Source organism: Nocardiopsis sp. NPDC006198 (assembly GCF_040613895.1).
Taxonomy (GTDB): Bacteria; Actinomycetota; Actinomycetes; order Streptosporangiales; family Streptosporangiaceae; genus Nocardiopsis; species Nocardiopsis tropica.
Map to the genome: position 1 here is coordinate 1 of NZ_JBEXSY010000010.1, position 18,643 is coordinate 18,643.

Here is an 18,643-nt window from a genome sequence, read left to right on the forward strand (position 1 = left end):
CAACAGCGGGGGGGGGGGGCGGTCACGCCCGGGCCCTCGACGGTCACAGCCGGTTGACGTCCACCACGTGCACGACCGCGTAGCCCTCCGCGTCGGACGCGGCCAGGTCCACCTCCGCGCTGATGCCCCAGTCGTGGTCGCCGGCCGGGTCGGCGAAGATCTGGCGCACGCGCCACAGCCCGGTCTCCTCCTCGATGAGCAGCATCTTCGGTCCGCGCGCGTCGGGTCCGGTCCCGATCTCGTCGTGCTCGGCGAAGTACTCCTCCACGGCCTCGGCCCACTCCTCGCCGCTCCACTCGCCGTCCTGGGACAGCTTGCCCAGGTCCCCGTAGCGGCGGCGGGAGGCCAGCTCGACGCGGCGGAACATCTCGTTGCGCACCAGCACCCGGAAGGCCCGCGCGTTGGCCGTGACCGGCCGCACCTTCTCCTCGGCGGGCTCCTGCCCCTCCGGGGCCTCCTCCTCGGGGTTGGTCAGCCGCTCCCACTCGTCCAGCAGGCTGGAGTCGACCTGGCGGACCAGCTCGCCCAGCCACTCGATGAGGTCGCGCAGCTCCTCCGTCTTGGCGTCGTCGGGCACCGTCTGGTTGAGCGCCTTGTACGCGCTGGCCAGGTAGCGCAGGACCAGGCCCTCCGAGCGAGCCAGCTCGTAGTGGCCGACGTACTCGACGAAGTTCATCGCCCGCTCGTACATGTCGCGTGCCACGGTCTTGGGCCGGAGCGGGTGGTCGCCCACCCAGGGGTGGCCGCGCCGGTAGACGTCGTAGGCGTGGTGGAGGAGTTCCTCCAGAGGCTTGGGGTAGTCGACCTCCTCCAGCAGCTCCATGCGCTCGTCGTACTCGATGCCGTCCATCTTCATCTGCTGGACGGCCTCGCCGCGGGCCTTGTTGAGCTGGGCGCCGAGGATCTGCCTGGGGTCGTCCAGGGTCGACTCCACGACGGTGAGCACGTCGAGCGGGTAGGTCGGCGACTCCTTGTCCAGCAGGTCCAGCGAGGCCAGCGCGAACGTCGACAGAGGCTGGTTGAGCGCGAAGTCCGCCTGGAGGTCCACGGTGAGCCGGGCGGTGCGGCCCTGGTCGTCGGGTTCGGGCAGGGTCTCCACGATGCCGCCGTCGAGCAGCGACCGGTAGATGGCGATCGCCTCGTGGATGTGGCGGCGCTGCGCGGGCCGGTCGTCGTGGTTCTCGGTGAGCAGGTGGCGCATCGCGGTGAAGCAGTTGCCCGGGCGGGCGATCACGCTGAGCAGCATGGCGTTGCTCACCCGGAACCGCGAGGCCAGCGGCTCGGGGTCGGCCTCGATGAGCTTGTTGAAGGTCGCCTCGTCCCAGGAGACGAACCCCTCGGGCGCCTTCTTGCGCACCACCTTGCGGCGCTTCTTGGTGTCGTCGCCCGCCTTGGCCAGGGCCTTCTCGTTCTCGACGACGTGCTCGGGGGCCTGCGCCACCACGTGGCCGACCGTGTCGAACCCGGCGCGTCCCGCCCGCCCGGCGATCTGGTGGAACTCGCGGGCGCGCAGGCGGCGCACGCGCACCCCGTCGTACTTGCTGAGGGCGGTGAACAGCACAGTGCGGATGGGGACGTTCACCCCGACCCCCAGGGTGTCGGTGCCGCAGATGACCTTGAGCAGGCCCGCCTGGGCCAGCCGCTCGACCAGGCGCCGGTACTTGGGCAGCATGCCGGCGTGGTGCACGCCGATGCCGTGCCGCACGTACCGGGAGAGGTTGCGGCCGAACTTGGTCGTGAAGCGGAAGTTGCCGATCTCCGCCGCGATCGCCGCCTTCTCCTCCTTGGTGGACATGTTGATGCTGGTCAGCGACTGGGCGCGTTCGACGGCCTGCGCCTGCGTGAAGTGCACGATGTACACGGGCGCGTTGCCGTCGCGGAGCAGCTCCTCCAGCGTCTCGTGCAGCGGGGTCACCCGGTAGTCGTAGTAGAGGGGGACGGGGCGCTCGGCGGAGGCGACCACGGCCGTGGTGCGCCCGGTGCGCTTCTCCAGGTCCTCCTCGAACCGGCTGACGTCGCCCAGGGTGGCGGACATCAGCAGGAACTGCGCCTGCGGCATCTCCAGCAGGGGCACCTGCCACGCCCACCCCCGGTCGGGCTCGGCGTAGAAGTGGAACTCGTCCATGACGACGGTGTTGATGTCCGCGTTCGCGCCCTCGGCGAGCGCGATCTGGGCGAGGACCTCGGCGGTGCAGCACACGATGGGGGCGTCGGCGTTGACGCTGGCGTCGCCGGTCATCATGCCGACGTTCTCGGTGCCGAAGATCTTGCACAGGTCGAAGAACTTCTCCGACACCAGCGCCTTGATGGGCGCGGTGTAGAACGCGCACTCGTCGCGGGCCAGGGCGGCGAAGAGCGCGCCCGTGGCGACCATGCTCTTACCGGAGCCGGTGGGGGTGTTGAGGATGACGTTCGACCCGGAGACGACCTCGATGAGGGCCTCCTCCTGGTGCGGGTAGAGGGTGAGGCCCCGCTCCTCGGCCCACAAAGCGAACGCCTCGAAGAGGGAGTCGGGTTCTGGTTCGGCCGGAAGCACATCGATGAGACTCACAGTCTCTATACTGCCCGCTCCCGGGCCCCCTTCGGGACGTGGCGGGCGCCCGCCGACCCGCAGCGGCGCCCCGCGCGCCCCGGCCGGCCCGTACACGGCGACGGGCACGCCCCCGTGGGAGGCGTGCCCGTCAGCGGCCCTGCGGCCCTCGCCGGCTCTACACGAGGCCGAGCTTCCGGACGGTGTCGCGCTCCTCGACGAGCTCGTTGACCGAGGCGTCGATGCGGGCGCGGGAGAACTCGTCGATCTCCAGGCCCTGGACGATCTCCCACTTGCCGTCGCGGGACACGACCGGGAAGGAGGAGATGAGGCCCTCGGGCACGCCGTAGGAGCCGTCGGACGGGATGGCGGCGGAGGTCCAGTCGCCCTCCGGGGTGCCGTTCACCCAGTCGAAGACGTGGTCGATGGCGGCGTTGGCGGCGGAGGCGGCCGAGGACGCGCCACGGGCCTCGATGATCGCGGCGCCGCGCTTGGCGACGGTGGGGATGAAGTCGTTCTCCAGCCAGGCCTGGTCGCCGACGGCCTTGGCGGCGTTGCCGCCGCCGACCTCGGCGTTGAACAGGTCCGGGTACTGGGTGGCGGAGTGGTTGCCCCAGATGGTGAGCTTCTTGATGTCGTTGATCGACACGCCGAGCTTCTTGGCGAGCTGGGTGAGCGCGCGGTTGTGGTCGAGGCGGGTCATCGCGGTGAAGCGCTCGGCCGGGACGTCCGGGGCGTTGCTCTGGGCGATGAGGGCGTTGGTGTTGGCCGGGTTGCCGACCACGAGTACCCGGATGTCGTCGGCGGCGCCGGCGTTGATCGCCTCGCCCTGGGGCTTGAAGATGCCGCCGTTGGCCTGGAGCAGGTCGCCGCGCTCCATGCCCTTGCCGCGCGGCCGGGCGCCGACCAGCAGGCCGACGTTGGCACCCTCGAAGGCCTTGGTGGCGTCGTCGAAGATGTCGATGCCCTGGAGCAGGGGGAAGGCGCAGTCGTCGAGCTCCATCGCGGTGCCCTCGGCGGCCTTGACGGCCTGCGGGATCTCCAGCAGACGCAGCTTCACCGGGGTGTCGGCGCCGAGCAGCTGGCCGGACGCGATCCGGAACAGGAGGGCGTATCCGATCTGGCCGGCGGCGCCGGTGACGGTGACGTTGACGGGTGCTTTGGACATGGCGTGAACTCTCCTGACGACGATGTGCGACCCGCGATGTTACCAACGGGTCATACGCGGCGTCGGTGCCGGGCGCTGGGGTCCGTCCAGTCGCGCGCCGCACTCCACCACCCTAGACCGAGCCCCCTCGGGGCCCGGGACCCAGGTGCGGTGTTCGCGGCGTGCCCGCGCACCCGGTCCCAGCAGGGCCTGTCCTGTAACGGATTTACGGCGCGGAAACGCCGGACACACCCTGTTAGGATGACGTTTGCCGACGACGGCGGGCCGGTAGCTCAGTTGGTTAGAGCAGGGGACTCATAATCCCTGGGTCGCGGGTTCGAGTCCTGCCCGGCCTACCCCCTCCAGGCACACCAAAAGCGCCGCCGACCTGCGGATACAGGCCAGCGGCGCTTTCTTGTGCCCTACGGTCGGCTACGGACTTCCACGGTTCCGTCCGGGTGGCCGCGCCGAATACGCGTGGAAGTTTCGGGCCTCGGAAGTCGTCGAACCCGGTCCCGGCCCCGTCCAAGCACCTCGCGTAAATCCGAAGTAGGACATCAAGGTTGCGTCCGTCCTATTCTGCTACTTGTGGGGGATTAGTCCCTGTATTGGCCGGGCGATCCTCCCAGTGCCCCGGAGGGGCGTGCGGCGGGTGCGCCGGTCCCTCCCGTCCCGGCCGCCCCGTGTGCCGGTTCCGGGCTCCCGCGAGCCCCATGGGTCGGGGTGTGTCCGGTGGTGGCGGGTTTCGTGGGGATGAGTGCCGAAGATCCCGGTATCCTCGGTGGCGGTAATGCCGAGGTGCGGCCATCGGGGCGCTCGTCGGGGTCGGCCGGTCCGTGACCCGCCGGTCCCCGTTCGCGGGTCCGGGCCCCTCCGTCCTCGGCCGGTGGAGAACCCCTTCGTCCGCAGGGGGTGGGGGCGGACCCGTGTCCGCCCTGGTGAACTTCGTGGACTTTCGGCGCGTATGTCTTATTCATACGGATTCCTCTGCGTACGGTTCGGAGAGGGGCCGTCCGGTCCTGTCGTCCGTCCGGCCGCCGGGCGGGCGTCGTGCGAGACGGGGAACCCCTGTGTTCCCCCGGACTCCGGACCGCCCGGAAGTGCCCACAGACGCGGTCCGGAACATGCTCCGAACGACCGTGTGAGCGGGGACGGCTCGTCTAAACTGGCGGCCGTTCGGGGCGCAGAGGTGTCCCACGTCTCACAACCACCGTGCTCCCGGCGTCGTCCGACACGTCGGTGGAACTTCATCGGGAAGGGCGAGCGTTGGGCGCTGATGGGACCGGGGGGCGCGGCGCGCACCGCCGCAGACGTGACGACCTCGCCCCGCACCTGCTCCGCGGCGCGGCGGCAGCCCTCGTGGCGACGGTCCTCGTGACCGCCTTCTACGTCGTGACCTCGCGCGACGGGGACGCGGGCGTCCAGGACCGGCAGGAGCAGGCGGCGCCCCGGGCCATCGGCACCCCCTTCGCCAGCCTCGTGGACGAGATCGGCATCTCCCGGGACAACTCCGCCGCCAACGTCGACCTCGACGGCGCGGGCCACAGCCTCTCCTCGCAGGCCCTGGCCGCCGCCGGGTGGACGCCCGGCCGCGAGGTGGTCCTCCTGGGCACCGAGCTCGAGCTCCCCGACTACGCCCCCGGGCGCCCCGACCACGTGGTCTCGGACGGCCAGCTGCTCCGGTTGGACGAGGACCGCTACGGATCGCTCACCTTCCTGGCCACCGCCACGCGGACCGGCGGCGCCGGTGGCGGCCCCGCGGTCCACGGAACGGGCCGCGTGGTCTACACGGACGGCACGGAACAGGAGTTCGTCCTCTCCGTCCCCGACTGGGTCGAGGGACCCGCGGGGGACGCGGCGCTCTCGCTGCCCTACGCCAACTCCGCCGGCGTCGGCGGACCGAGCCCCACCCTCGGCTCCGTGCGCCTGTACGCGCGCAGCGTGCCCGTCGACCCGGCCCGGGAGGTCTCCCACGTGGTCCTGCCGCGGGTGGACGGGGACGGGGGCCGCCTGCACCTGTTCTCCGTGGACGGCCGCCCCTCCTCCGGCTGGACCGGCTCCTGGGCGCGGGCCACCTCCGGGTACCTGGAGGTCGGCCCCTGGCAGGACCAGACCCTGCGCCTGTCGGTCCGCACCACCGCAGGAGGGCACGTCGCCAGGATCCGCCTCGACAACACCTTCGCCGCGGAGCCCGTCACGGTGGGCGCCGCCTCGCTGGCGCTGCAGGGGGACGCCGCCGGCACGCGCGGGGCCGCGGTCCCCCTCACCTTCGACGGACGCGCCGACACCGTCATCCCGGCGGGCGGACAGGTGTTCAGCGACCCGGTGGAGATCCTCCTGCCGCCGCACACCGACGTCCTGGTGAGCTTCCACCTCCCCGAACTGGTGACCGCGGCCCCCGTGCACTACGCCGCGGTGGACACCAACTACAGCAGCGAGCCGGGCAGCGGCGACCAGACGCTCGACACCACCGGGGCGCCGTTCACCGGGCGTGTGGCGCAGTGGCCCTTCCTGACCGGTATCGAGGTCGCCGACGGGCCCGGCGCGATCGTGGCCTTCGGCGACTCCCTCACCGACGGGACGCGGTCCACCCGCGACGCCCACAGCCGCTGGCCGGACGTGCTGAGCACACGCCTCGCGGCACAGCCCGGTGTGCTCAACCCCGGTGTGCTCAACGTCGGCGTGGCCGGGAACCACGTGGTCACCGACGGGTACCCGGGGGAAGGGGTGTCCACCAACCCCAGCGGGGTCGCCATGGTCCACCGGGTCCAGAGGGACGTGTTCGCGCAGAGCGGCGTGGAGACCGTGGTCGTCTTCGCGGGGATCAACGACCTGCGCTGGGGCACCTCCCCGGACGCGGTGATCAGCGGGCTCGGCCAGATCGCCCGGCTGGCCGAGGCGCGCGGCGTCCGGGTGTTCGTGGCCACGCTCGGTCCCTGCGGGGGGGAGCGGCGCTGCACTCCGGAGGTCGAGCAGGCACGGCAGCAGGTCAACGCCTACCTGCGCACGCAGATCGGTGACCCGGCGTCGCCGTTCGACGGGGTGTGGGACTTCGACGCGGTCCTGCGCGACCCGGCCGACCCCGCCCGCCTCCTGCCCGCCTACGACTCCGGTGACCACATCCACCCCGGGGACGCGGGACTGCGGGCGCTGGCCGAGTCGGTGGACCTCCAGCAGCTCGTCGGCGGGTGAGCCCCGCCCCTCACCTGGGGGAGCCCAGGTGGTGGTGGACGACCAGGTCCACGTAGACGGCGCCGAGGCCGTCCAGGCTCAGCCCCGCATCCGGGTCGTACCAGTACAGGAGCGAGTCGAGGGTCTCCAGCACCTCGTCGGCGGCCCGGCCGGGGTCGCGTACGGCGAAGGCGCCCGCGGCCGCGCCGTCCTCGATGATCCCGCGCATGTGCTCCCGGTAGAGGCGCAGGAGGGAGCCGACCTCCCTGTGGCGCGCGGGGTGGACGGCCCGCAGCACCGGCAGCAGCTCGTGTGCCAGGGCTGACGCGGCCCGGTGCCGCCAGCCGGTCTCCACATGGCGTCTGACCAGCGAGGCCATGCGTTCGACGGCGGGCAGCTCCGGCCGGTCCGCGGCCAGCTGGCCGTCGACCCGCTCGTGTGCGGACCTGAGCACGACGGCGTAGGCCAGGTCGGTGCGGGTGGGGAACGCCCTGCGGAGGGAGGCCGTGTCCGCCCCGGTCTCCAGGGCGATGCGGCGGATCAGCTCGGACACGCCCGGTCCGCGCGAGCCGTGCCGGGCGAAGAGGCGCGCGGCGCAGTCCAGGACCGGGGCGGCGGCTCGGAGCGCGCGGGGCGAGGTGTGGGCCGTCATAGGGGTTCTCGTCGTCGGGAGGGCGCAGGGAAGGAGAGGGGTGCGCGGTCTTCCCCCGAGGGGCCATCGCTTTCCAGGGTATCCGCGGGGTGGCCGGAAGCGGCGTGGAACGGCGGAACCCGACGGGGCGGGGAACGGTCGCGGGCGCCGAGCCCCCGCGGGCACGGCGGCCACGCGCCGGAACGGCCCCCGGCGGGCTCCGGGAACGTGCCCTCCCGCCCGCGCCCGGGGCCCGGGGCTCAGACGGCCCCGACCGCCGTCGCCCCTCCCCGGCCCCGACCGCTCGTCAGCGACACGAGGTCGGCGATCCGCTCCGTGGCGAGCGCGTCGACGCCCATGCCGATCAGACGCGCCATCTCCGGGAACTCGTTCACGGCCCAGGCCGTGACGCGATACCCGAAGCGGTGCATCTCGTCGACCGCTTCCCGGGTCACGAGCGTGTGGTGCGCGCCCAGGAACTCCGGTCCCAGGGCGCGGACGGCCTCGTCCGGAGGCATGTCCGGCTGCTCCCAGACCGCCAGGAGCCGGGCGCCGGGGCTCTTGGCCCGGAGCGCGCCGAGGGTCTCGGCCGAACCGGTGAAGAGCACCTGGTCGCCGAACCCGCGTTCGCGCAGGAGCGTGTCCGCGGCCAGCGCGGCCCTCGGCGTGTCCGCGCCGACGAGCAGGGGTGGGGGCCCGTGGGCGCCGAACTCGGCCAGGACCTCCATCAGGGTGGGTATGCGCCGTTCCACGTCGTCGCGCACCCCGGCGAGTTCTGCCAGGGTGAGTCCGTCCACGGGGCGGGGCGGGGAACCGGGAAGGGCCACGAGTCGTTCGTCGACCAGGACGGAGTAGCCGTCCGAGGTCAGGTGGACGTCGATCTTGACCAGATCGGCCCCGGCGCGCCAGGCTGAACGCAGGGCCGGGAGCGTGTTGCCCGGGAAGCGGGCGGTGTCTCCGCGCAGTGCGATGGACAGCGTCATGCGGTCAAGGGTGGCAAATTCCGCCGTCCCACGTGGCGCAAACAGGAAAAACATCCACCAAGAAGGTCCGCGGCGGCGGTGGCCCGGGCCCGCCCCGGCCGGAGCGGCCGGGCCCCTTCGCCGCGATTGCGAGAGGACTCACGTCCGGAGAGCACCGTTCCGGGCGCGATGAGCTGGGAAACTTTGTTACATGGCGTCGTGATCGCACGGTGTCCCCATGGCCGGCCCCCGAGTGTGAGGCGAACGATGATCCCGGACCAGCGACGAGAGCACATCCTGAAGCTCCTCCAGGAGCGTCACGTGCTGAGTATCAACGAGCTCACGTCGATGCTGTCCGTGTCCCACATGACGGTCCGGCGCGACATCCAGGCGCTGGAGAACGACGGCAAGGTCCTGTCCGTCACCGGTGGGGTACGGCTCGCGGCACGGCTCAAGAGCGAACCCTCCTACCTGGCCAAGGCCCAGCTGGAGGTCCCCGCCAAGCGCGCCATCGCGCGCGCCGCCGCGGAGCTGGTCAGAGAGAACTTCACCATCTACCTGGACGCGGGGACGACCACGCTCCAGATGGTGCCGCTGCTCACCGACAAGGTCGGCCTGACGGTCATCACCAGCGACTTCAACGTGGTCGGGCACCTGATGGAGTACCCGGGGATCGAACTGATCCACACCGGCGGCGTCGTCTCGCACTCCGACCACTCCTCGGTCGGCCGGTTCACCGCCGACTTCCTGCGGCAGGTGAACGTGGACCTGGCCTTCATCGCCAGCAGCTCGTGGGACGTCGACCGCGGCTCGACCACGCCCTCCGAGGCCAAGGTGGTCGCCAAGCAGGCGCTGCTGCGGATCGCCTCCAAGAGCGTGCTCACCGTCGACAGCACCAAGTACGGCAAGTTCGGCACCTTCAGGGTGGCCAGCCTGGAGGAGTTCGACCTGATCATCACGGACGACCGGCTCCCGCGCTCGGCCGTGGACGAGCTGGGCGAGCGCGACGTGCGCCTCAAGCTGGTCGAGACCGACTAGACAGGGCCTTCCCGTGTGCCGGGAGGGACGGAGCCGGCGGGGGCGGATCAGTCCTCGTCGGCGTCCAGCTCCGCGGGGCAGAACAGCCCGAGCTCGGTGCCGTCCGGGTCGTAGAACAGCAGGGTGGAGCCCTCCTCGCGGTGCATGACGGGGGAGTGCTCCACGTCCATGTCCGCGAACCGCTCCTCCCACGCCTCCAGCTCGCCGAGGTTGTCGACGCCCAGGGTGAGCCGGTCCAGGCCGCAGTGCCTGCGGTCGAACCGGTTCTTGAAGTTGTCGCGGTGTTGGATGAGGGCGACCATCAGGCCCGACGCGGGGTGACGGCACTCGCTGCGCAGCGTGCCGTCGTGGTCGCGTCGTCCGAGCACCTTGAAACCCAGGACGGAGCGGTAGAAGCGCACGCTCTCGTCGCGGTCCCGCACGGAGAGGGTGACGCGGGCGAGCCCGTTGAGCTGTGGCACGGGCACCTCTTTGCGCCGGGGATTGATGCTGGTCAGTAGTTCGAGCACGGTCCACAAGCCTAGGTGGGTGTGTAGGGGGACGGACCCCTCTTTAACGCGGGCTTAACGCCCGATGTTCCCAGGATCACCCGGCTCCGCGAGCGGCGCCGCACGGGTCCCCGCCGAGGGGGCGGCGGAGGGTTTCGCGCCGGCCCGCGGCTCGTCCCGTGCCTCGCCGGTCCGCGCGTACCAGCGGGCCCGCATCACCAGGACGGCGACGGCGAAGGAGACCAGTCCGCCGAGCGTGGCCAGGGCGAACGCCCCCTGGTGGCCGTACGCGTCGGCGACGGCGCCCGAGACCACGGACCCCAGGGCCTGGCCGAGGATCAGGCTGCTCAGGACGACGGCCATCGACTGGGAGAGGCGGCTGGGCGGGGCGGCCCGCTCGATGAGCCCGAAGAGGCTCACGATGTGCGGGCCGATCGCCGCGCCCAGCACGAAGACGGCCACCGCGAGCGTGGCCGGCCCGTGGTCCAGGTACAGGGGCAGGCTGAGCACGAACAGGCCCCCGGCCGCGACCCGCGTCCGGGCGGTCAGGGAGAACCCGGCGGGCAGGGAGGCCATCAGCAGCCCGGCCGCCGCGCTGCTGGCGCCCATCACCGCGTACATCAGGCCGGACAGGTCCCCGTACCCCGAGGCCGCCGCGAACGCGGTCACGCCGGTGGACATGCCGCCGAAGAACAGCCCCTGGCAGAACATGGGGGCGGTGAGCACGAGCAGGGCGGGGGTGGCGATCCGGCCCTCCGAGCCGCGCACCGGCGGCGTCCCGGCCGGGGCGGTCCGGTGGAGGGCGAACACGGCACCGAACACGCCGATGAGAGCGGCGGCGCCCAGCACGCCGGCCGACGGGGAGAGGGTCACGGTGAGCACGCCCACGAGGGCGGGGCCGAGGACGAACGCGGCCTCGTCGAGTACGCCCTCGACCGACATGGCGGCCGACACCGAGCGCTCCCGTTCCGCGCCCCGGTCGGGTCCCCGGCGGATCAGCACCACCCACCGGGTCCTGGCCATGGGCCCCATCTGGGGCAGGCACATGCCCGTGACCGCGGCCAGAGCCGCGAGGGCGGGGGTCGGGGTCCCGGACCGGACCGCGAGGACCAGCAGGACGATCAGGACGGCGTCGACCAGCGCCATGACGAGCACGGGGGTCCGCTGCCCGTGCCGGTCGGCGAACCGGGCGATGACCGGGCCGCCGACGGCCTCGCCGAGGGCGAAGGCGCCGGCCACCGCTCCGGCGGCCGCCACACTGCCGGTGGTGGCGGTGACGAGGGTGAGCATGCCGATCAGGGCCATGGAGATGGGCAGGCGGGCCAGGAAACTGGCGAGGAGCAGCGGCCACCCGGCGATCCGGTGCATCCGCCGCAGTGTCTCGATGGGTGACATCCCGACCCCGTCCCGCTCGTGGTTCCCGCTCCCCGGATTCCAGCACGGCGGTCCTGCGCGGGCCATCAGTGGAGACGACAAAATTCATCCCATGATATGGCCGAGAATCGTCGTGATGCCCGGTTGCGCACCGGGCGTCCGCGGGTTCCGGCCGGTGGCGGGGCCGCCCCGGCACGGACGCCGGGGAGCCCCGCTGCGAGGCCGTGGACCCGGTGCTCGTGCACCGGTCCGCCGTCCCCGCCCACGGGGCACGGACGCCTCCGACATCTGATCCGGCCGGGTGGCGACGCGCCGGGGTGGGAAGGACCGGGAGTGTCCGAGGTACCCGCGTGAACGGTGAGAGACCTTGCCACTGAACGAGGAGGAGGCGGTCCTGCTGGCCGCCGCCTGGCGGAGGCTGGCCGGGGGCGGTCCCGAGGCTGCCGCGGTCGGGGCGGAGCTCCTGGACCGCTGGAACGAGCCGCACCGCCGCTACCACACGCTCCTGCACCTGTGGGAGACGCTCCGCGCCGTCGACGTCCTCCAGGAGGAGGCGCGCGACGCCGACTGCGTCCGCTACGCGGTCTGGTTCCACGACGCGGTGTACGAGGGGCGCCCCGGCCGGGACGAGGAGGAGAGCGCCGAGCTCGCCGGGCGCCTGCTGTCCCTGATCGGCGTGGAGCCCGGGCGGGTCGGCGAGGTGGTGCGCCTGGTGGGCGTGACCGCGGCGCACCGCCCCGAGGAGGGGGACGCGGACGGCGCGGTCGTCTGCGACGCCGACCTGTCGGTCCTGGGCGCGCCGGCCGACGAGTACCTCGCCTACACGGCGGCGGTCAGGGCCGAGTACCGCCATGTCCCCGACCGGGTGTTCCGCGAGGGCCGCACCGCGGTCCTGCGGTCCCTGCTGAACGGGCCCCGCCTGTTCCACACGTCGTTCGGCCGCGAGCACTGGGAGGCCGGGGCCCGGGCCAACATGCTCGCCGAACTCGACCGGCTGGCGTCGCCGGCGCCCCTGGACGCCCCGCCGCCCTGACCCTCCCGCACCCGGGGAGGGGGAGCCGTGCGCCTCCCCGGGCGGGCCCTCACGGCCGCCCGCCCACCCTGGGGGCCTTGCGCCGCCGGAGCCCCGCCGCGCGCAGACGGGTGACCAGCTCGCGCCCGGTCACGTGCGCGGCGCCCAGCTCCAGCGCGCGGGCGTGCAGGTGGCCCGGGATGTCGTAGTGGTCGCGGTCGAACGCCCGCGGGTCCACCCCCATGGCGCGGGCGAAGGCGTGCAGCTCGTCGAAGGAGCTGTCGCTCACCAGGTGCGCGAAGAGCAGGCCGCGCGGCCCGGGCCAGACCGCGGAGTCGATGAGGACGCTCATGGCGTACGGGGCGCGCTGACGGCCCGCCACGGGACCGGGCTGGACATGACCATGGTGCTGGAGGGGCGACCGTGCTCGGCGAGCTTGTCGATGACCTCCTCGAAGTGCTCCATCGAGCGGACCGCGATGAGCAGGACGCAGCAGTCGTCGCCGGTCACCCGGTGCACCTGCAGGATCTCGGGCAGCTCCAGCGAGGAGCCCTCCCGCAGCAGGCAGTGCGCGCCGAAGCACTCCATCCGGACCAGGGCGGTCACCGGGAGCCCGGCGGCGGCCGGGTCGACGTGCGCGTGGTAGCCGGTGATCACCCCGCGGTCGGTGAGGCGGCGGACGCGGTCGGCGACGGCGGGCGCCGACAGGTTGACCCTGCGGGACAGCTCGTTGAAGGACAGCCGCCCGTCCTGCTGGAGTTCGGAGAGGATGCGCTGGTCGACGCCGTCCAGCGGGGTTGCCAGTCGTGAGGCCATGCTTTGCGTTCCCAAGGTCGAAGCTCGTTAACCATGACGAATGCTAGGCCAATGCCCGACTTGCGTGTTCATCGGCCATTCCTTTCGCGGTTGTGTCTGCCCGATGATGTGACCTCACGTACACGGTGCCGTGTGCCGGGGCGGTTCCCCGCGCCGCGCGGTGCCCGCACAGCCGCTCAAGCAGTACCGACAAGGGGTCGTCATGCTCTCCACCGCCGCCCAGCAGTGTCCGTTCGCCCCCGGCGAGGACGCGGAAGGGGCCGAGGCGGCCCGGGCGCGCCGGGCCGCGACCGACGGGGGGCGGCCGACGCTCTCCTTCGAGAAGAACACCCCCTACGTCGACTACGTCGGGATCGACACCCTGCTCGGCCTCCGGAGACCGCGCACCGCCGAGCCGGCCGAGTCCGCGTTCATCATCGCCACCCAGGTGATGGAGCTGCTCTTCGCGCTGGTCCAGGAGCGCTGGGAGGCGGCCCGCGACGCGCTGGAGGCGGACGACGTGCCCGGCGCGCTGGCGTGGCTGCGCCGGGCGTGCAACGCTCAGGACGTGCTCAACGACTCCTGGGGCCTGCTCGGGGACATGACCCCCACCGAGTTCAACCGCTTCCGCGACTCCTTCGGCGAGGCCTCCGGGTTCCAGTCCTACGGCTACCGCAAGCTGGAGTTCCTGCTCGGCAACAAGTCGGCCGCCATGATCCGGCCGCACAAGGCCATGGCCGGAGTGGCGGACCAGCTCAGGGCCGTGCTGGAGAGTCCCGGCCTCTACGACGCCGCGCTGCGCCTGCTCCACCGCCGCGGCCTCCCGGTGCCCGCCGACCGCGTCGAGCGGGACTGGACACAGGACTACGAGCCCAGCGACGGGGTCGAGGCGGCGTGGACGGCCGTCTACGCCGACGACGTGCCCGGGAACGACCTGTTCCTGCTGGCCGAGGCGCTGCTCGACGTCGCCGAGAGGGTGACGCGGTGGCGCCACCGCCACCTCGTGGCCGTCAAGCGGACGATGGGCGGCAAGCCCGGCAGCGGGGGTTCCAGCGGCCTCACCTGGCTGGCGCGCAACGCCGAGCAGGACGTCTTCCCCGAGCTGTGGTCCCTCCGCAGCTCCGTCTGACCAGTACGCCGCGCCCCGCGCACGACCAGGAAGCAGGAACCGATGACGCCCACCACCCGTGAGGACTGCGTCGCGCTCGACGCCGCCGACCCCCTCGCCGCGTTCCGTGAGGAGTTCGTCCTCCCCGAGGGCGTGATCTACCTGGACGGCAACTCCCTGGGCGCGCTGCCGCGCTCCACCCCGGGCCGGGTGGCCGACATGATCGAGCGCGAGTGGGGCCGGGACCTCATCCGCAGCTGGAACGACGCGGGCTGGTGGGACAAGCCGCGCACCCTGGGCGCCAAGGTCGCGCCGCTGGTCGGCGCCGCCGCGGACGAGGTCGTCGTCGGCGACGGCACCTCCGCCAACCTCTTCAAGGTCCTGGTCGCGGCGCTGCGGATGTCCGACCGCTCCGTCGTGCTGGGCGAGGCCGGCAACTTCCCCACCGACCTGTACGTGGCCGAGGGCGCGGTCGCGCTGGCCGGGGCCGTCCAGCGCAGGGTGGACCCCGACGGTCCCGGGCTGGAGGCCGCACTGGCCGGGGGCGACGTCGCCGTCCTGCTGCTCAGCCACGTGGACTACCGCAGCGGAACCCTGCGCGACATGCCCGGCATCACCCGCCTGGCCCACGAGAACGGGGCCCTGGTGGTGTGGGACCTGTGCCACAGCGTCGGCGCGGTCCCGGTGGACCTGTCGGGCAGCGGGGCCGACTTCGCGGTCGGGTGCACCTACAAGTACCTCAACGCCGGTCCGGGCGCCCCCGCGTTCCTGTACGCGGCCCGGCGCCACCACGCGGTGGCCGAGCAGCCCGTCAGCGGATGGCACGGGCACGCCCGCCCGTTCGACTTCTCGGGCGACTACGAGCCCGCGCCGGGGGTCTCGCGCTTCCTCAGCGGGTCGCAGCCGCTGGTCGCGGACGCGGCGCTGGAGGCCTCCCTGGACGTGTGGGCCGAGGCCGACCTGGCCCAGGTGCGAGCCAAGAGCCTGGCGATGACCGACCTGTTCCTCTCCCGGGCGGCGCAGGCGGGGATCTCCTCCATCACCCCGTCCGAGCACGCCCGGCGCGGGAGCCAGGTGGCGCTGGTGGAGCCCGAGGAGGGCGCGGGGTACGCGATCGTGCAGGCGCTCATCGCGCGCGGGGTGATCGGTGACTTCCGGGCCCCCGACGTCATGCGGTTCGGGTTCACGCCCCTGTACCTGCGCCACGTCGACGTGTGGGACGCCGCGACAGCCCTGGTCGAGGTCGTCGGGACGGGCGAGTGGCGCCAGGAGCGCTTCGCCAGGCGGGGCCAGGTCACGTGACCCCTTCTTGACACTCCGGACGGGCAACCGTCCGGAGTTCTCTTTGCCCGGAGGGGAGAGGCCCCCGTCGCCGCTGACCCCCGCCCGGGACGGGCATTGCGCGGCCTTGACCGCGCCGCCCCCGACCGCACCGCGGGACCTCGGCGCGTGGACCGTGACCTTTTCGGCCCGTACACGGCCTCCTGTCCCACCTATCCCGCTTCGTGTCAACTCGGGCGAGTGTATGACGCGGGCCACGGAACGGCCCCTCCGCCTTCTCCGCATACGTCCGAGAACCCCTGTCCGGCAGGGGTTCTCGCGTTTCAGGGGTCCTTTCCCGGGGCACTGCGAGCCGTATGCGGGTAAACACGTGCTGTCATTTTACCTGGAAGGCTTGCACACTTTGCTTAAACCTGGGTTAGTGTCCTCGTGATCGCTTCGTTATGAGTCTTTAGCGAGTCGATGCCGAGCCCTTGACCGGCCGAGTGCCGCAAGGGAGTCGAGACCCTCACCGGGAATCGGGCGGCGCGTATCCACGCGCTCACGCCGGAGGACCACCGAATTCCATCGGTGCTCCCGTTCCCGCCCGCCACTCGCCGCCAGCGACGCGGGAGATCCCTGACATGACGCCCTCGCGGGGCGCACCGAGCGTGCCCGCGTGTTCTGGAGCGTCGTGCCCACGGTCTTCTCGGCCCTGTCGTCAACCTGGCCATTAATTTATGAGCAACGAAACTCCCATTCAGCACGGCGAAGTCACCGCGACCTACTTCTGGGACGACGGTTCCGGCATCAACGGGGACACCGGTGCACCCGCAGGCGGAGAGCCCATGCAGAAGGGGCTGTTCTCCAGCCCCAGCTGGCCGCTCGGCACCGAGGGCTACATCGTCTACGAGGGCGAGGAGTACGAGTTCTTCATCGGTGACCGCGGTCCCGGGGAGCCCTCTGCGGACTGCGACGTTCTGCTCGACATCGACGGCAAGACCTTCGCCGACATGATGGGCACGAGCTTCGACGAGAACTCCCTGACCGTCGGCGGCGGCAACGGCCACGCCGAGGTCGAGTACTACATCACCGAGTGGGGCGACGGGAACGGCACCGAGGGCGCCCCGCACCCCTTCCAGGAGCCCGGCAACAAGTGTGAGGACGCCGTCTCCCCCCTCCCCGAGGAGAAGACCGAGGAGGAGCCGAAGGAGGAGACCGCGAAGGAGACCTCCGAGGACGGCGCCGACCAGGCCGCCAAGGAGGAGGAGCAGGCGAAGGAGCAGGAGCAGTCCGAGGACGCGGCCGCGGCCGAGGGCCAGGACGGGAACGGCGACGGCGGCGTGACCGCCGAGACCGCCGCGAACGACCTCTCCGGAGCCGAGCTCACCGGTGCGGACGGCGTGATGAGCGGCACGGGTCTGCTGACCCTGGCCATCATCCCGGCGATCCTGATCGCGCTGTTCTTCGCCTGGACCCGCCGTCCGGCCGGCCAGCACGCCGGTGCGGCCGACGGCGAGGGCAAGGGTCTGATGGCCGAGAGCGACGGGCGCCACAGCCTGGGCTCCACGCTCAGCACCCTGTTCGACAAGCTGCGCGGCAACAAGTAGCGCGCAGGGCGTCCTCCGGGACCTCCCGGTCCCCCGACCGGTACCGGCCCGAGGCCGGACGCCCCCGCAGGAGCGGTCCCCGAAGGGCCGCGGCCGACAGGCCGCGGCCCTTCGGCGTGTCCGCGCCGGGACGCTCCCGGCGCGCGGGACGCGGGCGCGCCGCCGGTCGCCGTTGACCGCCGCGGCCCGCCCGCCCCTCGGGCGCGCCGACACGGGGTCCGCGCGCCCTGTCCCGCGCCTCGGCGGTCGGGGCGGCTCCCGGACCCGCGCCGGTGGCGACAACGCCGTCGCCGACGGGTCCGAAGCCTCCCCGCGTGCCCGGCGCGGAGGTTCGTGCGGGGACGCCCGGGGAGGGCGGCCCCGGCCGTGCCGCTCAGGGCATCCGGGCTCCGTCGGCCGGCTCCCTGCGCCGTCCCGGCAGGGGCGGGACCGCGGGGCGGACGCCCCCGGACGGCGGACGCGGGTCGCGGCCGCCCGACGGCGCCATGCGCTCGCGCACCGAGGCGGCGAACTCCTCCGCCTCGGAGCCGAGGGCGGCCAGTGCCCGTTCGGTCTCCCCGGGGTCCCCCAGCAGGCCCTCCGCCCGCAGGAGGGCCTCCACGCGGGTGACCGGGTCGCCCTCGCACCGGTGCCCGGACTCCGGCCCCTCCCGGCGGGGCGGCGCGCAGCAGGACCGCGGGTCCTCCCGGTACGCGACCGCCTCGACGACGGCCGGGCCGCCGCCGTCCCGGGCCTCGGCCAGCGCCCGGGAGACGACCGCGTACACGGCGGCGGCGTCGGCGCCGTCGACGCGGTAGCCCTTCCTGTCGTGCCCGGGGGCTCCGTGCACGGGTGCGGGGCCCCGCGGGTACGGGGGTGCACCGGCGGCCCGGTGGCCGCCGAGCACGAGGAAGACGACGGGCGTGTTCCACACGGCGGCGAAGTCGTAGGCCTCGTCGGTGTCGCCCCCGTCACCCGTCAGGGCCAGGGCCGCCACGTCCCGACCCTCGCGCCGGGCCGCGTAGGTGAGGCCGACCGCGTGTGAGGCGTTCGTGGCCACGGGGGTGCACTGCGGAGCGCACCGGTAGCGGCGGGGGTCGTATCCCGGACGCCAGTCGCCGCGGAAGAGCGTGAGGGCCTCCACCGGGTCCACCCCGTGGGCGACCAGGGCGACGCTGTCGCGGTAACCGGGGAAGAGCCAGTCCCGGTCCGACAGGGCGAGCACGCCTCCGACCTGGGACGCCTCCTGCCCCGCCGAGGACGGGTACACGGCGAGGAGGCCCTGGCCGGCGAGCGCGCGGGCCTGCCGGTCGAAGCGGCGCCCGATGACCATGGCGCGGTGGAGCCCGGCCAGCCGGGCGCCGTCGGGAGCGGTGAACCCCGGGTGCTCCACACGCAGCCCGTGCCGGTCGACGAGCCGCACGGGCTCCACCGGCGGGGGCGGAGGAGCCGGGCGAGGTCGCTCATCGGTGTGCTTCATGTCTTGAATATGCGGTGAATCACCCCATATTGTCGATGTCCCCAGGCTGATGCTGGAC

At 72.7% G+C, this 18,643-nt stretch carries 15 protein-coding genes and 1 tRNA gene; 7 read left to right on the plus strand and 9 right to left on the minus strand.

Annotation, left to right across the window (positions count from 1 at the left end; translation table 11 throughout):
• Window positions 1–43 precede the first annotated feature (43 nt).
• Together ABZ234_RS09460 and ABZ234_RS09465 are read right to left on the minus strand one after the other, a co-directional pair.
• The gene (locus ABZ234_RS09460; RefSeq protein ID WP_344176365.1) at window positions 44–2,536 is read right to left on the minus strand and encodes a DUF3516 domain-containing protein; all 2,493 of its coding nucleotides are present in this window, start codon (window positions 2,534–2,536) and stop codon (window positions 44–46) included.
• A 172-nt stretch (window positions 2,537–2,708) separates the two neighbouring features.
• Window positions 2,709–3,698 (minus strand): malate dehydrogenase, encoded by a 990-nt coding sequence (locus ABZ234_RS09465; RefSeq protein ID WP_330160533.1) that lies wholly within the window; start codon window positions 3,696–3,698, stop codon window positions 2,709–2,711.
• A gap of 261 nt (window positions 3,699–3,959) precedes the next feature.
• On the opposite strand from ABZ234_RS09465, the gene ABZ234_RS09470 reads away from it, so the two are divergent.
• Window positions 3,960–4,033, plus strand: a tRNA-Ile gene (locus ABZ234_RS09470).
• Window positions 4,034–4,943: 910 nt separating this feature from the next.
• Complete coding sequence (locus tag ABZ234_RS09475; protein ID WP_355011683.1) at window positions 4,944–6,869, plus strand: SGNH/GDSL hydrolase family protein; 1,926 nt, start codon at window positions 4,944–4,946, stop codon at window positions 6,867–6,869.
• Window positions 6,870–6,879: 10 nt separating this feature from the next.
• Here the strand turns inward: ABZ234_RS09475 and ABZ234_RS09480 are convergent, their stop codons facing one another.
• Together ABZ234_RS09480 and ABZ234_RS09485 are read right to left on the minus strand one after the other, a co-directional pair.
• Window positions 6,880–7,500, minus strand: a complete 621-nt coding sequence (locus ABZ234_RS09480) for a TetR/AcrR family transcriptional regulator (protein WP_355011684.1) — start codon at window positions 7,498–7,500, stop codon at window positions 6,880–6,882.
• Between the two features lie 239 nt (window positions 7,501–7,739).
• The gene (locus tag ABZ234_RS09485; RefSeq protein ID WP_267945922.1) at window positions 7,740–8,462 is read right to left on the minus strand and encodes a glycerophosphodiester phosphodiesterase; all 723 of its coding nucleotides are present in this window, start codon (window positions 8,460–8,462) and stop codon (window positions 7,740–7,742) included.
• A gap of 246 nt (window positions 8,463–8,708) precedes the next feature.
• Here ABZ234_RS09485 and ABZ234_RS09490 point away from each other — a divergent pair, with 246 nt between their 5' ends.
• Complete coding sequence (locus tag ABZ234_RS09490; RefSeq protein WP_267945921.1) at window positions 8,709–9,479, plus strand: DeoR/GlpR family DNA-binding transcription regulator; 771 nt, start codon at window positions 8,709–8,711, stop codon at window positions 9,477–9,479.
• 47 nt (window positions 9,480–9,526) lie between these two features.
• On the opposite strand, the gene ABZ234_RS09495 is transcribed toward ABZ234_RS09490, so the two are convergent.
• Window positions 9,527–9,997 (minus strand): VOC family protein, encoded by a 471-nt coding sequence (locus ABZ234_RS09495; protein WP_267945920.1) that lies wholly within the window; start codon window positions 9,995–9,997, stop codon window positions 9,527–9,529.
• A gap of 45 nt (window positions 9,998–10,042) precedes the next feature.
• Window positions 10,043–11,362 (minus strand): MFS transporter, encoded by a 1,320-nt coding sequence (locus tag ABZ234_RS09500; protein WP_355011685.1) that lies wholly within the window; start codon window positions 11,360–11,362, stop codon window positions 10,043–10,045.
• 346 nt (window positions 11,363–11,708) lie between these two features.
• On the opposite strand from ABZ234_RS09500, the gene ABZ234_RS09505 reads away from it, so the two are divergent.
• Window positions 11,709–12,374, plus strand: coding sequence for a metal-dependent phosphohydrolase (locus ABZ234_RS09505; RefSeq protein ID WP_355011686.1), 666 nt, complete (start codon window positions 11,709–11,711; stop codon window positions 12,372–12,374).
• A 49-nt stretch (window positions 12,375–12,423) separates the two neighbouring features.
• Here ABZ234_RS09505 and ABZ234_RS09510 read toward each other — a convergent pair whose 3' ends face one another.
• Together ABZ234_RS09510 and ABZ234_RS09515 are read right to left on the minus strand one after the other, a co-directional pair.
• Window positions 12,424–12,705 (minus strand): DUF4031 domain-containing protein, encoded by a 282-nt coding sequence (locus ABZ234_RS09510; protein WP_267950469.1) that lies wholly within the window; start codon window positions 12,703–12,705, stop codon window positions 12,424–12,426.
• Window positions 12,702–13,169 (minus strand): Lrp/AsnC family transcriptional regulator, encoded by a 468-nt coding sequence (locus ABZ234_RS09515; protein WP_267945917.1) that lies wholly within the window; start codon window positions 13,167–13,169, stop codon window positions 12,702–12,704. Before ABZ234_RS09515 ends, ABZ234_RS09510 begins: the two co-directional genes overlap by 4 nt.
• Window positions 13,170–13,371: 202 nt before the next feature.
• Between ABZ234_RS09515 and ABZ234_RS09520 the strand changes: the two genes are divergently transcribed.
• From ABZ234_RS09520 to ABZ234_RS09530, 3 genes are all read left to right on the plus strand, one after another.
• Entirely contained in the window at window positions 13,372–14,277 is a 906-nt protein-coding gene (locus ABZ234_RS09520) for a tryptophan 2,3-dioxygenase family protein (protein WP_355011687.1), read from the plus strand.
• Between the two features lie 42 nt (window positions 14,278–14,319).
• On the plus strand, window positions 14,320–15,558 hold the full coding sequence (kynU, locus tag ABZ234_RS09525) for a kynureninase (protein WP_267945915.1): 1,239 nt from the start codon (window positions 14,320–14,322) through the stop codon (window positions 15,556–15,558).
• A gap of 698 nt (window positions 15,559–16,256) precedes the next feature.
• Window positions 16,257–17,126, plus strand: coding sequence for a hypothetical protein (locus tag ABZ234_RS09530; protein ID WP_355011688.1), 870 nt, complete (start codon window positions 16,257–16,259; stop codon window positions 17,124–17,126).
• A 373-nt stretch (window positions 17,127–17,499) separates the two neighbouring features.
• Here ABZ234_RS09530 and ABZ234_RS09535 read toward each other — a convergent pair whose 3' ends face one another.
• A complete protein-coding gene (locus ABZ234_RS09535) occupies window positions 17,500–18,585 on the minus strand; it encodes a thiamine pyrophosphate-dependent enzyme (RefSeq protein WP_355011689.1) in 1,086 nt (361 codons plus the stop codon).
• Between the last annotated feature and the right edge of the window lie 58 nt (window positions 18,586–18,643).

Excerpts from the sequence above, each read along its gene's own strand:
- ABZ234_RS09465 (WP_330160533.1), bottom strand. The coding sequence starts at position 3,698 with ATGTCCAAAGCACCCGTCAACGTCACCGTCACCGGCGCCGCCGGCCAG.
- ABZ234_RS09480 (WP_355011684.1), bottom strand. The coding sequence starts at position 7,500 with ATGACGGCCCACACCTCGCCCCGCGCGCTCCGAGCCGCCGCCCCGGTC.
- ABZ234_RS09485 (WP_267945922.1), bottom strand. The coding sequence starts at position 8,462 with ATGACGCTGTCCATCGCACTGCGCGGAGACACCGCCCGCTTCCCGGGC.
- ABZ234_RS09490 (WP_267945921.1), top strand. The coding sequence starts at position 8,709 with ATGATCCCGGACCAGCGACGAGAGCACATCCTGAAGCTCCTCCAGGAG.
- ABZ234_RS09500 (WP_355011685.1), bottom strand. The coding sequence starts at position 11,362 with ATGTCACCCATCGAGACACTGCGGCGGATGCACCGGATCGCCGGGTGG.
- ABZ234_RS09510 (WP_267950469.1), bottom strand. The coding sequence starts at position 12,705 with ATGAGCGTCCTCATCGACTCCGCGGTCTGGCCCGGGCCGCGCGGCCTG.
- ABZ234_RS09515 (WP_267945917.1), bottom strand. The coding sequence starts at position 13,169 with ATGGCCTCACGACTGGCAACCCCGCTGGACGGCGTCGACCAGCGCATC.
- ABZ234_RS09520 (WP_355011687.1), top strand. The coding sequence starts at position 13,372 with ATGCTCTCCACCGCCGCCCAGCAGTGTCCGTTCGCCCCCGGCGAGGAC.
- kynU (WP_267945915.1), top strand. The coding sequence starts at position 14,320 with ATGACGCCCACCACCCGTGAGGACTGCGTCGCGCTCGACGCCGCCGAC.
- ABZ234_RS09530 (WP_355011688.1), top strand. The coding sequence starts at position 16,257 with ATGAGCAACGAAACTCCCATTCAGCACGGCGAAGTCACCGCGACCTAC.
- ABZ234_RS09535 (WP_355011689.1), bottom strand. The coding sequence starts at position 18,585 with ATGAAGCACACCGATGAGCGACCTCGCCCGGCTCCTCCGCCCCCGCCG.